Origin of the sequence: Caballeronia arvi (assembly GCF_001544695.2) — a bacterium.
Lineage (GTDB): Bacteria > Pseudomonadota > Gammaproteobacteria > Burkholderiales > Burkholderiaceae > Caballeronia > Caballeronia arvi.
Genome location: NZ_FCOM02000047.1, coordinates 19302 through 34759, shown reverse-complemented (window position 1 = coordinate 34759; position 15458 = coordinate 19302). Strand labels below are relative to the sequence as shown.

At 62.0% G+C, this 15458-nt stretch carries 14 protein-coding genes; 6 read left to right on the top strand and 8 right to left on the bottom strand.

Features of this window, described 5'->3' with window-relative positions; all coding sequences use genetic code 11:
- Positions 1-114: 114 nt before the first annotated feature.
- The 8 genes from AWB74_RS33170 to AWB74_RS33135 all read right to left on the bottom strand — a co-directional run bounded on the left by AWB74_RS33170 (position 115) and on the right by AWB74_RS33135 (position 8970).
- Complete coding sequence (locus AWB74_RS33170) at positions 115-1050, bottom strand: ABC transporter permease (RefSeq protein ID WP_061150871.1); 936 nt, start codon at positions 1048-1050, stop codon at positions 115-117.
- Positions 1043-2221, bottom strand: a complete 1179-nt coding sequence (locus tag AWB74_RS33165; RefSeq protein ID WP_061150844.1) for a quaternary amine ABC transporter ATP-binding protein — start codon at positions 2219-2221, stop codon at positions 1043-1045. The genes AWB74_RS33170 and AWB74_RS33165 overlap by 8 nt, the downstream gene beginning before the upstream one ends.
- Positions 2214-2573 carry an NIPSNAP family protein gene (locus AWB74_RS33160; protein ID WP_061150843.1) on the bottom strand — a complete coding sequence of 120 codons (360 nt, stop codon included), beginning with the start codon at positions 2571-2573 and terminating at the stop codon, positions 2214-2216. Before AWB74_RS33160 ends, AWB74_RS33165 begins: the two co-directional genes overlap by 8 nt.
- Entirely contained in the window at positions 2570-3391 is an 822-nt protein-coding gene (locus AWB74_RS33155) for an alpha/beta fold hydrolase (protein WP_061150842.1), read from the bottom strand. Before AWB74_RS33155 ends, AWB74_RS33160 begins: the two co-directional genes overlap by 4 nt.
- 17 nt (positions 3392-3408) lie before the next feature.
- A complete protein-coding gene (locus AWB74_RS33150; protein WP_061150841.1) occupies positions 3409-4494 on the bottom strand; it encodes an LLM class flavin-dependent oxidoreductase in 1086 nt (361 codons plus the stop codon).
- Between the two features lie 31 nt (positions 4495-4525).
- The gene (locus tag AWB74_RS33145; protein WP_061150840.1) at positions 4526-6037 is read right to left on the bottom strand and encodes an aldehyde dehydrogenase; all 1512 of its coding nucleotides are present in this window, start codon (positions 6035-6037) and stop codon (positions 4526-4528) included.
- 14 nt (positions 6038-6051) lie between these two features.
- Positions 6052-7032, bottom strand: a complete 981-nt coding sequence (locus AWB74_RS33140; protein ID WP_061150870.1) for a flavin reductase family protein — start codon at positions 7030-7032, stop codon at positions 6052-6054.
- A gap of 93 nt (positions 7033-7125) precedes the next feature.
- Complete coding sequence (locus AWB74_RS33135; protein ID WP_061150839.1) at positions 7126-8970, bottom strand: helix-turn-helix domain-containing protein; 1845 nt, start codon at positions 8968-8970, stop codon at positions 7126-7128.
- A gap of 160 nt (positions 8971-9130) precedes the next feature.
- On the opposite strand from AWB74_RS33135, the gene AWB74_RS33130 reads away from it, so the two are divergent.
- From AWB74_RS33130 to AWB74_RS33105, 6 genes are all read left to right on the top strand, one after another.
- The gene (locus tag AWB74_RS33130) at positions 9131-9721 is read left to right on the top strand and encodes an amino acid synthesis family protein (protein WP_061150838.1); all 591 of its coding nucleotides are present in this window, start codon (positions 9131-9133) and stop codon (positions 9719-9721) included.
- Between the two features lie 39 nt (positions 9722-9760).
- Positions 9761-10705 carry a 2-hydroxyacid dehydrogenase gene (locus AWB74_RS33125; protein WP_061150837.1) on the top strand — a complete coding sequence of 315 codons (945 nt, stop codon included), beginning with the start codon at positions 9761-9763 and terminating at the stop codon, positions 10703-10705.
- 181 nt (positions 10706-10886) lie between these two features.
- Positions 10887-11363 carry an Lrp/AsnC family transcriptional regulator gene (locus tag AWB74_RS33120; RefSeq protein ID WP_061150869.1) on the top strand — a complete coding sequence of 159 codons (477 nt, stop codon included), beginning with the start codon at positions 10887-10889 and terminating at the stop codon, positions 11361-11363.
- Positions 11364-11849: 486 nt separating this feature from the next.
- Entirely contained in the window at positions 11850-13022 is a 1173-nt protein-coding gene (locus AWB74_RS33115) for an ROK family protein (protein WP_061150836.1), read from the top strand.
- Positions 13023-13095: 73 nt separating this feature from the next.
- Positions 13096-14070 (top strand): tagatose kinase, encoded by a 975-nt coding sequence (locus AWB74_RS33110; protein ID WP_061150835.1) that lies wholly within the window; start codon positions 13096-13098, stop codon positions 14068-14070.
- A 4-nt stretch (positions 14071-14074) separates the two neighbouring features.
- On the top strand, positions 14075-15358 hold the full coding sequence (locus AWB74_RS33105) for a D-tagatose-bisphosphate aldolase, class II, non-catalytic subunit (protein ID WP_061150834.1): 1284 nt from the start codon (positions 14075-14077) through the stop codon (positions 15356-15358).
- Positions 15359-15458: the final 100 nt, after the last annotated feature.

Sequence of the window (15458 nt, the reverse complement as noted above, 5' to 3'; positions counted from 1 at the left end):
CCGTCGGGTGGACGGGGCGGCGCTCCGGGCGCCGTCGGCAAACATCGTCAAAAAGGTGGACGCGCGCGTCGACGCGTCGACCGGCATGTCACATGGGGAAGACGAGCGCTAACGTCAGAGCGCGCGTTCCGGGTCCCCGCTCGCTTGTGGCGCGTCGCGCCCCCCGCGGAAAAAGCGCGAAATCACGGCACGAAACGTATGCTGGTTGCGCGCTCGAGTGCGGGTGAGTTTCTGCGTGAAGCGATCCAGCATCATTGCCAGGAGCACAATGGCGATCCCGCCCACTGCTGCGCGACCGACATCGAGCCGTCCCAGCCCCTGGAGCACGACGAGCCCCAGCCCTTCGGCGCCGATCATGGCCACGACCACGGACATGACCATCGCCGTGAGGACGGTCTGATTCAGGCCACCTAGAATGGTCGGGATCGCCAGCGGCAGTTGCACTTCCCACAGCAGTTGCCGCTTGTCGGCGCCGAATGCGAGCCCGGCCTCGACGATCTCGTGCTCCACCATGCGAATGCCGAGATGCGTAAAGCGAATCAGCGGCGGCATGGCGGCCGTGACCACGGCGACTTCGCCAGGCACATTGCCCACACCGAACAGCATCACGACGGGCACGAGGTACACGAACGTCGGCGTCGTCTGCATGATGTCCAGCAGGGGACGCACGATCATCCAGACTCGCTCGCTACGCGCGCTCCACACTCCGATCGGAATTCCGATGAGGGCGCAGAACAGGATGGCGGTCATGATCAGCGAGAGCGTCGTCATGGCTTCGCTCCATACGCCGAGCATCGCGATCGCGACGAACACGACTACGCTGAACGCCGCGACACCCAGGCTGGCCAGCCGCCAGAAGATCAGGAAGGCGACGAGCACCATGACGGGGAAGGGCACGGCATGGAAGATGCCGTCGTTGAACGTGAGCAGCCGCTCCACGGGCCATTTGATCAACAGGAAGAGCGGCCGCATGTGCATGGCCATCCATCGCACGCCCTCCTGAATCCATTGATCGAAGGGGAAGACCGCCAGTTGGTCGGCATTAAACATGTTGAACTCCCGCGCCGACGCCGGCGCCAATTCGAGCGAGCACCTGCTTCGCATCCAGTACGCCGATCAGCGTGCCGTCATCGTCGGTGACGCCAACCGGATGTTCGCCACTGCACCGGCCCGCGACGTCGATGAGCCGCATGTTCGCGCTGACGCTGGTGAACTGTCCGTTTGCTTGTGGAACGATCTCGCCCCGGCACGCGCTCGCAACTTGGGCACCGTCCAGCGTGCCGAGAACACGGGCCTGGGCATCCAGCAGAAAGCCGGCCGCGCCGGCGTTCGACGCCATGACCACCTTCCCCTGGCCCTGCCACAAGGGCGAGAGCGCTGTCATCACCGAGCGCGCGTCGAACAGGCGGGCGCGATCGACGTCTCGCGTGAAAGCGGCCACGTAGTCGCTACCGGGTTCCATTACGATGTTCTGCGGCGTGCCTTCGCGAACGAGGCGGCCGTCGGCCATGATGGCGATGCGCGTACCGAGCCGCAGCGCTTCCTGGAAATCGTGTGTGATGAAGAGGATGGTCTTGTTGAACGTCTTTTGCAGACGCAGCAACTCGTCCTGCATTTCGGTGCGGATTAGCGGGTCGAGTGCGCTGAACGCCTCGTCCATGATCAGCACGTCGGCCTCTGTTGCCAGCGCTCGCGCGAGACCGACGCGCTGACGCATGCCGCCGCTCAATTCGTGGGGCATGTGATAAGCCCAGCGCGCAAGGCCGACGATTGACAGCACTTCTTCGGCGCGACGGCGTCGCTCGGGGGCCGGCATGCCGCGCAGTTTCAGGCCGAACTCGACGTTTTCAATGACACGCCGATTCGGCAACAAAGCGAAGTGCTGGAAGACCATCGAGATGCGATTGCGCCGCACGTCGCGAAGTCCCGGTTCGTCCAGCGCACAGATATCATCACCATCGAGCAGGATGCGCCCGGCGCTGGGTTCGTTCAATCGGTTGATGCAACGTGCAAGCGTCGATTTTCCCGAGCCCGACAGTCCCATGATCATGTAGATCGCCCCGGACGGCACCCCGAGCGAGACATCGTCGAGTCCCACCACCTGGCCGAGCGCTTCGAGCACGTCCGCCTTGCGCCGGCCGGCCTTGAGCATGGCCAGCGCAGGCGCCGGCTTGTCAGAGAAAACCTTGTACAAATTTTCAATGCGGAGACGTTCAGTCACGGCGAATCTCCTCATGCGCGCCGGACAGCGGCGCAAACGCGGTCATTGGGGAAAAATCGGTCGGCACGAGGATGCGGTTCTCCGCGTGCTCGATGAGTTCGGACAGTTGCGGAATGAACGCCTGCCAGCGGGAGTCCTGTGCCAGGCACTGCCGGCGACGAGCCCGCTCGTCCAGGCTTGGGTAGGCCCAAAGGTGCGTCACCTGACTCAGCACGCCGATCTCGGTGGTGAAGTAGCCGATCAGGTGTCCGAGAATGGGCTGCTGGATTCCCAGGCCCTTGTCCCGGACGAGTTTCAAATACCGCGCCATGCAACCGTTACGGATGCGATAGATGCGCTCTTCGAGAATCATGCGCTTGCCTCCGATACGTCGTTGGCGAGAAAGGCCTGCAGCAGCGATGCAACGCGCTCGGGCGCCTCTGTGAGGATCGAGTGACGCAGGCCGGGCAGAATCTCGAGTTGCGATCCGGTGATGCATTCGTTCATGAACTGCGCCATGCGCGGATTCGATCCTTGATCGTCTTCCCCCGTGACGATCAGCGTCGGCATCCGGATCTGATCGATGAATCCGCCGAAATCCGTCTCGGCGAGCACGCGGTACGCGGAGGTGTAGCAATCGGGATCGTTCTCGGCGTTGCGTTGACGCAGATAGGCGATCCGCTCCGGGTTACGGACCTGAAAATCCTCCGTGAGCCAGCGCGACAGCGAGGCGTCGTAGTGAGATCCGCGCTCGCCGCTTCGCAACGCAGCGAGGCGAGCGAGCACACGCTCGCGTTCGTCGCGGGTGCGCCCGGACACCGTGGCGAGCAGCGCGAGCCGCCGCAGCCGCCCGGAGTGAGACAGGGCCATGCGCTGCGCGATGAGTCCGCCGAGCGAGAAGCCGGCCAGGTGGAATCGGTCGAAACCGACGTGGTCGGCGAGCGCGAGGGCGTCTCCGACGAAATCGTCGATCTCGTACCGACCCCTCACGCGGGACGATGTCCCATGTCCGCGCAGGTCGAACGTCAGCACGCGAAAATCATCGGCAAGCCGGCTGACGACATCGTCCCAGGCCTCGAGGTATGAACCGACGCCGTGAATACAGACGAGCTGTCGAGATCCGCGGCCCCGCAGGCGGTAATGCAGTGAGACGTCACCGACTTGCAGCGTATCGTCGAGGAAATCCTTCATGTCGAGAGCCCCTGGAATTAGCGCCCTGCGACGGCGAGCGCCGCAGGTCGTTCCGCGCGTTCGCGGCCGGCAAAGTGCGGCATCACTTCGCCGATGAACAATCGAAGCGTCTTCGCCTGCAGTTCGAACGGCAGGTTGAACGACAGCCCCAGACAGAACTGATCGACGCCCTGCGCTTCGTAGACTTCCAGCTTGCGAATGATCTCGTCCGGGGTGCCGAACATGAGGTTTTCCCTGATGGCCGCGGGATCGTAGTTGCCGCGATTGACGACTGCCTCATACGGAACGGCTTCCGGGAAGCCGTTGTGCACGGTGCCGATGTTCTGCATCAGGTTCTCGAAGTAGCGGCCATAGTCGACGCTGTGCCGTACGGCCGTTTCCCAGTCCTGCGGGCGGTCGTACACACACGTGCGCCGTTGCATCATGAAGCGCGGACGCGGGCGCTCGGGATGGTCGGCAACCGCCTTGCGGAACTTTTCTCCGAGTACGGCGATTTCCGACGCGGGGGCCGACAACGGTGTAGACAGAATATTGGCGCCGATACCCACTGCCCAGTCGAAACTTCCCGGATCGCGCGTGGCGACCCAGATCGGCGGATGCGGTTGCTGGAGCGGCTTCGGCACGGACGTGGCGAGCGGAAACTTCCAGTAATGGCCGTCGTGCTCATAGTCGCCTTCCCAGAGCTTCTTGACCGCCGGCACCAGTTCTTTCATATAGGCCACGCCTTCCTGCTGGGGCATCCCGCCGGCCATGCGATCGAATTCGTATTGATACGCGCCGCGGGCGATGCCCAATTCGAGCCGGCCGCCGGTCAGGTGATCGCACATGGCGGATTCTCCTGCGAGCCGAATCGGCGACCAGTAGGGGGCGACCAACGTGGCCGTACCCAGGCGGATCCGCTCGGTGTGCTGGGACAGCCACGTGAGCGTCATGAACGGATTCGGCGATATCGTGCACTCGATGGTGTGGTGCTCTGCAGTCCAGAGCGTCTCGAATCCGCCTTCGTCGGCAAGGCGGGCCAGGTGAAGCAGGTTCTGCTTCGCCTGCGTCATCGAGTCGTGGGGCGAAAAGCGTTCCATGCTGAGCGAAACTGCGAACTTCATCGTTAATCTCCGGGATTCAGTGGGCGATGGTTCAACGCAGGCGGATCACGAACGGGTCCTGCATCGCACCCGAGTAATCGATGACGATGTTCTTGACGCGGGAGAACTCGCGCATGACTTCGAATCCACCGCGGCGTCCGTAGCCGCTGTGCTTCATGCCGCCATTGGCCGACATGTAGGCCGCCGAGCGATAGGTATTGATCCAGACGGTGCCCGCATCGACGTCCCGGGCGAAGCGCATCGCGCGATCGATGTCCCGCGTCCAGATGCCCGCCGCGAGGCCGTAGTGGGTGGCGTTGGCCAGTTCAATGAGCTCCTTCTCGTCGCTGAAGGGCATCACACCGACCACCGGGCCGAAAATTTCCTCCTGCATGAAGCGCATGTCGTTGCGTGCCTTCGACAGCACGGTAGGCTCGTAGTACCAGCCGCCGGCCAGGTCGCTGCGCGTGGGGCGTTGCCCGCCTGCGGCGACTTTGGCGCCTTCCCGGATTCCGGAGGCAACATAGGTCTCCACCTTGTCGAGCTGGGCAGCAAGCGCGAGCGGTCCGATGTCGGTGTCTTCGTGCGTGGGATGGCCGACGCGCACGCGATTCGTGCGCCCGACAAGGGCCTCGACAAACTGGTCGTGGACCGAGGCTTCGACAAAGCAGCGCGAGCCGGCAACGCAGGTTTGTCCCGCGGCTGCGAACACGCCCGACACCACACCGTTGACTGCGCGTTCGATGTCGACGTCGCCGAAGACGACGTGCGGCGACTTGCCGCCGAGTTCCATCTGGCACGGCACCAGGTTCTCGGCAGCGTTGCCGGCGATGCGACGGCCGGTGACGGTGCTCCCGGTGAAGACAAACTTGGCGATGCCCGGGTGCTGGGTCAACGTGTCGCCGGTTTTCCTGCCGTCACCGGTCACGACGTTGACGACCCCAGGCGGGATGCCTGCCTGGATGACCAGTTCGGCGAGCGCCAGCGTCGACGCCGTGGCGTGCTCGGACGGTTTGACCACGATGGTGTTGCCGATCGCGAGGCACGGCGCAAGCGTGCCGGTCAGCATCATGAGCGGGGAATTCCACGGGATGATCATCCCGACAACGCCGAGCGGCTCACGCGTGTTGAAGTTCAGGGTGTCGAGCTTGTTCACCGGAATCGTGTCGCCTTGCAGCTTGTCGGCCATGCCGGCGAAGTAGAAGTACGAATCCGGGATCGCGCGCATCTGGGCCCGCATTTCCTTGAGCAGCTTGCCGTTGTCGCGACATTCGATGGCGGCGAGCGCATCGGCGTTTTCGAGCACCAGCTCGCCAAGGCGACGCACCAGCTTGCCGCGCTCGGTCTGCGTCATGCGACGCCAGGCCGGGTTAGCGAAAGCCGCTTGTGCCGAGCGCACGGCGGTGTCTACGTCGACTGCATCGCCCAGCGCGAATTCGTACCAGGGCTTGCCTGTGGTGGGGTCGAAACTTTGCAGATACTCGCCGCTATGCGGCTCGGCAAACTTGCCGTTGATGAAAAGTGGTTGCCGTGAACCTTCCAGCGACTGCAGCGTTGTGCGCATCGAATTGCTCCAATTCAAACGTGAAGGGGTTGATCCCACGGCTGTGCGTCGCCGACCATCGCGATGCGACCACCGTCGTGCGAATCCATGTAGATCGTGAAATTTCCGCCACCCGTCTCGCGCACGTAGCGGCGCAGCATCGAGCGGATTTCCCGTGACGGGATGTCGTCGAAGGGCAGTTGATCGAACGGGAAGAAGTGGAACCGGGGCGGCAGCATCGCCGCGGCCGCTGGCTGCGCCAGCCGGGCTCGGTACACCAGGTAGCCGGGATCGTTCTCGGCTGTGTCGAACACGGAATACAGGAACGTGTCGTCCGGAAGCAGCGCCAGTTCGCCGCCGCCAGCCAGAGGCAAGCGTCCCTGGGTGACGCGGCGCGGCGCCGTAGGCAGTACCCAGCCGTTCTTGCCGTCCTGCGCAAGGAGCAGGCTGCCGTGCGCATCGATGAGATAGCCGACGATCATGTCGTGGGAGGACAGCCAACCCGGCGGCAGCGGATCCTTGACGTGTGCATAGCGTCCGCGACAGAAGCCTAGCGGTGCGGCTGGACTCGTGCCGAACGCATGGATGCGGCCGATCAGGATGGTGTGATCGCCGGCATCGACCTGATCGTGAACCGAGCAGTCGAACCACGTCAGGCAGTCGCTCAGCACCGGCGCACCGGTGTGCACTGTGTCGTGACCGACGTCGGAAAACTTGTCCGGCGATTTGGAGGCGAACAGATTCGACACGTCCGTCTGCCCGTCATGCAGCAGATTGACGGCGAAATGCCCGGCTTCCTGGAAGGTCGGGTAGCTCGCGGCACCTTTGCCGATGCAAACAAGCAGCAGCGGCGGGTCCAGAGACACCGACGTGAAAGAGTTCGCGGTCATGCCGCGGGGACGCCCGTCTGCGTCGCGTGTCGTCACCACCGTCACGCCAGTCACGAATGTGCCGAGCGCGCGGCGCAGTGCCACTGGGTCGATGGCGGTGAGTTCGCCTCGGGCCGAGAATTGCATATCGATCACCTCGAAACGTCGTTACGTTGAGGTCAACGATAGGCGACCGATTTTATGGCGGCTTCCTGCGATCCGTAGGAGAGGATCGACTCATTAATCTCGAATGCGAGGCAGGGTTTTCTTGGATGCGGCCGCCTTGACGCCAGCATTCGCGAGGGTGTGAAGCTGAATGGCGAGTTCGACCGCGAAGCGCCGTTCCGGCGACTCGACGTCGATGCCGAACAGCTCCTGAATGCGCGACAACCGATAGCGCAGGGTCGTGACGTGCAGGCCCATTGCATCCGCGCAGGGCTGGCTGCGGCAGCCGGAGCGCAGATAGGCGGCGAGCGTATCGAGATACGGCGTGCCTGACGAGCGGTCGTGGTCGACCAGACCACCAATGGTGCCGTCCACAAAGCCGTGGACGTCCGCCGAGTCAGCCGCTCCCATCAACATGGGCAAGGGGCCGAGCCCCTGAATATCCAGCGGCCCGCTTCGCCCGAATTTTCGCGCCACGCGGATCATTCGCCAGCAGCGCTCCCATTCGCTGGCCAGTGGCTCGATGCCGTTGCAAACCTCGCCAATCGCCACGATCGGTTCGCGACCGAGCGAACGGGCTAGCGTCTCGGCGATGCGCTTCGCCAGCCGCGGCAAAGCCGACACGTCGCGCAGTCCCTCTTGCGGGATCAGGCAAACGAGTCCGCTCCCCACCGTGACAATATGAATGGGGACGTGCAACTGACGCGCCAGCAACTCGACCGTGCCATGGCTTTCCACCGATAGATTGCTGGCCGCGCGCGCCGGATCTGCGGGAACGCGTTGATCGGGAAAGTCGACCACCAGCATCCGCAGTGGCGAGATCAACGACAGTCCGAGGCGGCGAGCGCGGTGCAGGATGTCTTCCTCATCGCGCCAGCGGCGCTCGACGATCTCGAAGAAGAGTTCGGTCAGCGTCCTCGTCTCGAAGCGGAACCGGACCACGCTGCGCATCATCTGTACGCTCAATGCAAATCGGGCGCTTTCGAGCATGAGCTGGTGCAAGTCTCCGGACTCGGTGACGCCGAATGTCAGCAGGGCGCCGACAAGCTCTTCGTCCACCTTGAGGGGCGCGATGGCGGCCTTCACGTCGAGTCCACGATGCAGCGAGATCTCGACGGAGGTCTGCTGGAAGCGCTGGATGCTCTCGCGCACCAACGTGACCGTCTCCCGCCCGAAAGCGCCGGCGAGGCAGCGTTGCCACTCTGCGTCATCCATGGTGGCCGGAGCAGGGGACCTGGCGCCCACGAGGTGGTTGGCAAAGAAATCGATGACCAGTACGGGGCCGCCGAGCAAATCGGCCAACGTCGAAGTGAGGTGCTCGATCGACCCGCCAGCGAGTACCTCCTGCAACAGACGTCGTTGGGCCTCGAGCGCGTTCTGCAGACGCAGATGAGATTCCAGCTGGGCGCGTTGCCGATGCGCACGCTCGATGGCGATCGAGCCCAGATGCACGACAGTGGCCATGAACGTCAGATCTTCCTCGCTCACGTCGCGCACCGATCGCGATGCCACCGTGAGGACCATGGGCCTGCCTTCCAGGTCTTTCGATGACATCGGCAGGACCAGCACGGTGCGGTAACCGCGTTCCTTCGCTTCACGCCGATAACCGGGAAACTGCGTCGATTCGAGTGCGTCGCGGATGTAGACGGGTTCGTTATTTTGCAGCGCGATCAACGACGGGCTGGTCGCCAGCTCCCAGCGATCCTCGGTGTGCTGGGGCAGGATGCTCGTCTCGAACCGCGTCATCACTAGACCGTATCCGTGCGCCAGGTCGATGCTCATCACCGATCCGAGATCCCAGTCATCTTGCTGCACTGCGGAACGCACGAGGTCACGTAGCAGGCCATTGAGGTCTTCGTCTGAGCTGATCTGACTGGCGACATGGCGTAACGCCATCAGCCGTTGTTGTCGTTCGGGCATTCGGTGTCTCCTGACTGCGGGCCAATCTACACCAAAGCAGCGGAAGAAAAAAAAGATCTTCCGCCGAACCGGAGGAAGACGCCTCGGCAAAGCATCCTTAGCATCGGTATCAATAGGCGTGCTCTGCGCGCCACGACCGGCCTGCCATTTGGAGACACCTATGCTTAAGGACGTACGCAAAATCGCCACTTTCGTCGAAACGACCTATTGCGAAGGCGGCAAGACCGCCGACACGCCTGTCACGACCGTCATCGTCGCCGCTGTCATTCGCAACCCATGGGCAGGGCAGGGCTTCGTCGAGAACCTGCGCCCCGAAATTCTGCGCGTGGCGCCCGAGCTGGGCGAGATCATGACGAGTCGCCTGGTGGAGGTGATGCCCGGTGAGCAGGTGCAGGCTTACGGCAAGGCTGCAGTTGTCGGCGTCAATGGCGAGATCGAACACGCGTCGGCGATCATCCACACGTTGCGGTTCGGCAATCTGTTTCGCAATGCCGTGAACGGCACGGCGTTCCTGAGTTTCACGAACACGCGCGTTGGCCCCGGCGCGATGGTCTCGGTGCCGATGATTCACAAGTCGGAGACGGGCAAGCGTTCGCACTTCATCACGGGCACGTTCCAGATGGCCGACGCACCGGCGGCAGACGAAATTCTGCTCGCGATCGGCGCTGCCGACGGTGGCCGCGTGCATCCGCGTATCGCCGATCGCTTCCAGGACATGCAGGAAATGGGCATCGACCAGGCATCCGCCTGATCGGCCATTCGAGCACCGCCACCCACGATTGCACGCACCATGTCGTCGACCATCGCCTTTTTGAGCCGCATGTCGGCCGAATACCAGACGCCGTATCTCGCATCGTTACGGTCGGCCTTGCCGGAAGAAACGATTCAGCCGCTGCACGCGCTCACGCCTGCGCAGCGCGCGGCGACAACGATTGCAATCGTCGCCGATCCGGCTCCCGAAGACGTCGCGGCACTGCCGAAACTGGCGTGGATACAGAGCCTGTGGGCCGGTGTGGAGCAGTTGGTGGCTGGGCTGCCGACGGGCAGTCCGCCCGTCGTTCGCCTCGTCGACCCGGAGATGTCGCGGACGATGGCGGAGGCCGTGCTCGCCTGGACGTATTACCTGCATCGCGATATGCCCCGGTACGCGCGACAGCCGTCGATGCGCGTATGGGAGCAGCACGCTTACCGGAAGCCGTCGCAATTCTCTGTCGGACTGCTGGGGCTCGGCGCACTCGGGACCGAGGCGGCCAGGACGCTTGTCAACGCGGGGTTCGTGGTCAGAGGCTGGAGTCGCTCGCCGAAGGCGGTGCCCAGTGTCGAAACGTTCGCAGGCGAGGAGGGGCTCGGTACGGTGCTAGCCAGCAGCGATGTCGTCGTGAGCCTGATGCCTCTGACGGCGCAGACAGTCGCTCTGCTCGACGCGAAGCGATTACACACGATGAAACCGGGCGCGGGGCTCATCAATTTCTCGAGGGGGCCGATCGTCGTGACGCAGGATCTTGTCGCGGCGCTCGATCGACAGCACCTGTCGCACGCGGTGCTCGACGTCTTCGACGCCGAACCGCTGCCGACGACCTCGGGCCTGTGGGACCAACCGAACGTGACGGTGTTGCCGCACATCTCCGCGCCCACGGATCAGCAGACGGCGGCGCAGATCATTGCCGCGAATATCCGGGAATTCAGATCGTCGGGACGCGTTCCGGGGAACGTCGATATCGTGCGAGGCTACTGAGCGTGCAGACAAACAGCGCAGCCCTGTCCCCATCGATGCCGCGGCGCGCGCCACCCACCGTCCATCGCGCCCTGCGCGACGGGCTGCACATGGTGCGTCACATTCCCGGCTTGATCGCGATGGGAGACATGCTTGCCGTCAGGGGTGTACGCCGCGGCGATTCGCATGCAGGCCGGTCATGCTGAAACTGGACCGATTCGACATTGCGATCCTGAAAGCGTTGGCCCGGGATGGTCGAATAACGAAATCCCGGCTGGCTACGGAGATCCATCTCTCGGTCTCGCCTGCATGGGAGCGGGTCAGGCGCCTCGAAGAAGCGGGCGTCATTCGCGGGTACTACGCGTCTCTGGACTGGACCCGCGTCGTTCAGGCGAGCCGGATCATCGTCGAAATTTCTCTCTCGCGACATACCGCCGCCGATATGCAGCGATTCGAGGATCGCGTGCGTCGCTCGCCGGAAGTCACGCAATGCGATGCCACCGGCGGTGGGCTGGACTACGTGATGCAGGTGGTGTCCCGCGACATCGATCATTATCAGCGCTTCATGGACTGTCTCCTCACCGAAGGCCTCGGGATCGAACGTTACTTCACGTACGTCGTGACGAAGGTCGTGAAGGATGGCGCTGAAGTCGTGCCCTCTTGGGCCGATTCCGCCTGACATCTCCTCGTTTGTGTAACCAACAACGGAAACTGGGCTAAGGTCGCCGCGAGGGTATTCAAAGGATCGCGCTCGAGGCTCGGCAGAGGATGTCTGCATCAGTGCCATTGCGTCAGCAAGGGATTGCCGAGCGAAGACGGACAAACGCGGGCTGCAGGCGACCAGGATGGAACCGCCGGGTTCGGCCCATCGAACCTGACGAAGAGTAGCGACGCCCACGGGAATCTGCGCGGCTCGTGGACATTGAAGGGGCGCATCACGAATTGATCACTGACGAACAATTTCTCGTCGTGACGCCGTCCACGCGTCGTAATTGGTGTTTGCCCTAGCTCAGCTGGAAAGGCGTTGACTTAATTAAATCAATTGATTTAATCTTGATCCATGGACTGACACGATCGTCTTACGGCGAGCGGACAGGGCTTGCACAGGGTGTGGAAGGAGGCGGGTTCGCCGAATGGCGGTGGCGATCGAAATGGAGCGTCTGACATGTCGAACAAGCAATCCCGGCATCAGCATGGATACAACGGCCCCCGCGTTCGCGACCTGAATCGGGCGCTGGTGTTGGAGGCCATCCGTCAGGAACCCGGAATTGGAAGGGCAGACATAGCCGCGGCCACCCGCCTGACTGCGGCGACGATCACCAACATCGTCACGGCACTCATCGCCGACGGCGCGGTTGAAGAGTCGATTGACCGCGAGGTGCGTACCACGGGGCAACCTGTCCGCAGTTTGCGCATCATCGCTGACTATGCAAGCACGATTGGTCTGCACTTTGACCATGAGTTCGCAACGGGTGTACTGGTCGACGTGGCCGGCAACGTCATTCATCACGCACGCCAACAGTTGTCCATTGAGGATCCTGTTCGTGCGGTCGGCGTGTTGACGAATATTTACCAATCGCTCGCCAATCATCCGCAGCGTGGCGGAAAACTGCTCGGTGTCGGTGTCTCGGTAATGGGGCCGATTGACAGTCAGGGTGGGCTGGTCTGCCAGTCTACCGAGTATCCAGCGTGGCGGGACTTCCCGTTCAGCGAAGTTCTCTCCCAGCACATCGATCATGAAATCCATATTGAAAACAACGGGACCGCCGCTGGACTCGGCGAATATTGGTTCGGCGACGGTCAGCGACTGGGCAGCTACATCCACGTTTTCGTCGGCAACGGGCTCGGTGGGGCGTTGCTGATGAATCGCCGCGCAGTCCGCGGCTTGACGGGCAATGGTTGCGAGATCGGGCATGTGAATGCCTATAAGGATGGAAAGCCATGCTTCTGCGGCGCACGCGGATGCCTGGAGACGGTCGTCTCTCTCCGTGGCTTAGCGCACGCATTGGGCCGCGACCACGCCGGCGAACTCGATCTATCGGCACTTGGTGCGAACCCCAGTGATGCCGTCACGGTGTGGATCGACCAGGCCGGTGCTGATTTGGGAAGGGTGCTGACCAGCGTCTCAAACGTGGTCGATGTGTCCGACATCATCATCAATGGACTGCTACCTCCGGCGATGCTCGAGCAACTCATTGAGAAAGCGTGCATATCAGCAGCGGACTATGAGATGAACGGTCGACCCAAGCGGCTTTCGTTTCATCAGGGTCGGGCAAACAGCGAAATCTCGGCCGCCCTTGGAGCGGCCACCATGCCGCTTTACAGCAACCTCTTTTGAAAGACCTTCCTTGGTTTCGATCGTTTCATATATCGAATAGTTATCCTAAACGATACTCTCGCGAAGAAGTGCCATGACTAACACTGAGCTGAACCTGGCCGGGAAAACCGGCTACATCCTAACGATGGGCGAAATCCTGGTCGAGATCATGGCTAGCGAGCGCGGACAGTCGTTTCGCAAACCAGGGACACTCCTTGGCCCCTTCCCGAGCGGCGCACCGGCCATTTTCATCGATCAAGCTGCCAAAGCGGGTGGCCGATGCGCAATGATTGGCTGCGTCGGCGACGACGACTTCGGGGCTCTCAACATCGAGCGCCTTCGGACAGATGGTGTCGAAATGTCAGGCATCGCGGTCGTCAAAACTGCGACCACGGGAAGTGCTTTCGTCACTTACCGGGACGATGGTGATCGGGATTTTGTTTACAACATCACTAACAGCGCCTCGGGCTTTCTCTCCGTCGAGTACGTCAACGACGACCTGCTCAAGCAGTGCAGCCATTTTCATGTGATGGGCTCGTCGCTCTTCTCGCCGTCGATCATCGCGGCGATGAAGAAGATCCTTGAGACCGTCAAGGCGAACGGGGGAACAGTGAGCTTCGATCCCAATATCAGAAAGGAAATGCTGCGAGTCCCCGAGATGAGAAGAGCGCTCGATTTTATTCTCAACTACACGGATGTATTCCTGCCCAGCGGTCACGAAGCGATGCTGCTCACCGGCGCGACCGACGAAAAGGGAGCCATCGCGGAATTGCTCGGTCGCGGCGTGCGCGAGATCGTGATCAAACGCGGCAAGGATGGATGCAGCTATCTCAACGGACAGATCGAGCTGAATGTTGCCGCCTTGCCCGTTCAGGAGATCGACCCGACTGGAGCGGGTGATTGTTTCGGTGGCGCCTACATCGCATGCCGCGCCCAGGGCTTCAGCGTTGAACAGTCTTTGCAGTATGCGATCGCGGCGGGTGCGCGGGCTGTCACGGTCAGTGGGCCGATGGAAGGAACGGCGACGCTGGCTCAGCTCGACGAATTCATTGCAAACCTCTCGGAGTAGCCTGATGGCTAACGTGGTATCTCGCCTCTCGGGTGGCGAAGGCGCAGCAAAGAAACTCAAAGGCATCTATTCGATTTGCTCGGCGCATCCATGGGTGTTGGCTGCAGCGATGAAGCAAGCGCTCGACGACGATACGCCGCTTCTGATCGAATCAACCTCGAACCAGGTGGACCAGTTCGGCGGCTACACCGGCATGAAGCCGGCCGACTTCGTGCGTTTCGTCTATCTCATCGCTGATCGGGTTGGCTTGCCTCACGAGAAGCTGATTCTCGGCGGGGACCACCTCGGGCCCAATGCGTGGCGCAGCCTGCCTGCGGAGGAGGCGATGCAACGGGCGGATACGCTCATCGATGCCTACGTATCGGCCGGCTTCACCAAGATTCATCTCGATGCCAGCATGAGCTGCGCAGATGATCCCGCCCGGCTATCGGACGATGTCGTTGCCGAACGGGCGTCACGGCTGTGTGCGATTGCTGAGGCGGCGGCCGAGCGCGAGGGAAAAAGCCAAAAACCGCTCTACATCATTGGGACTGAGGTTCCCGTTCCTGGCGGTGCGACGGAAGAACTGGAGACTGTCGAAGTTACCAGTTCGGAAGCTGCGTTGGATACGGTCGCCGTTCACCGCAACGCGTGGCGTGAACGCGGTCTCGACGAGGCCTGGAAGCGCGTCATCGCGCTTGTTGTCCAACCCGGCGTCGAGTTCGACCACACGAAGGTCGTCGACTACCAGCCGGAACTCGCAGCGACGCTCTCCGGCGTTCTTGATGAGCTGCCCGGTATGGTCTTTGAAGCTCACTCGACCGACTATCAGAAGCCGGAAGCTTTGGCGGCGCTCGTTCGAGACGGATTCGCGATCTTGAAAGTCGGCCCCGGCGTTACCTTTGCGTTGCGCGAAGCGCTCTTTGCGTTGGCGGATATTGAAATGGAGCTCGTCGCCCCGGAAGCAAGGTCCAATCTTCGCGATGTGGTGGAAAGGGTCATGCTGTTAAAGCCCGGTAACTGGGAGAAGTACTACCACGGCGACGACCGACAAAAGCGCTTGCTTAGAACTTACAGCTATAGCGATCGAGTTCGCTACTACTGGGCCGACCCTGAGATCGACGCGGCGGCACAGAAGCTAATTGGCAATTTGACAGGCATCCGCCTTCCGGAAAATCTGCTCAGCCGCTACCTGCCTGAGCAGTACTGGCAAGTCAGACGCGGGTTGATCGATGCGACGCCGATGAGCCTTATTCAGAGCAAGATTCGCGAAGTCATCGGCGTGTACGCCGAAGCATGCAACGTGTGATTCGGTTAAAGCTGGACGGCAATAGGTAGCGAGACATCAGCCTCAAAGAACTTGTCATCCACGCGAACCGATTAGTTATACAAACTACATGACGTCGTCA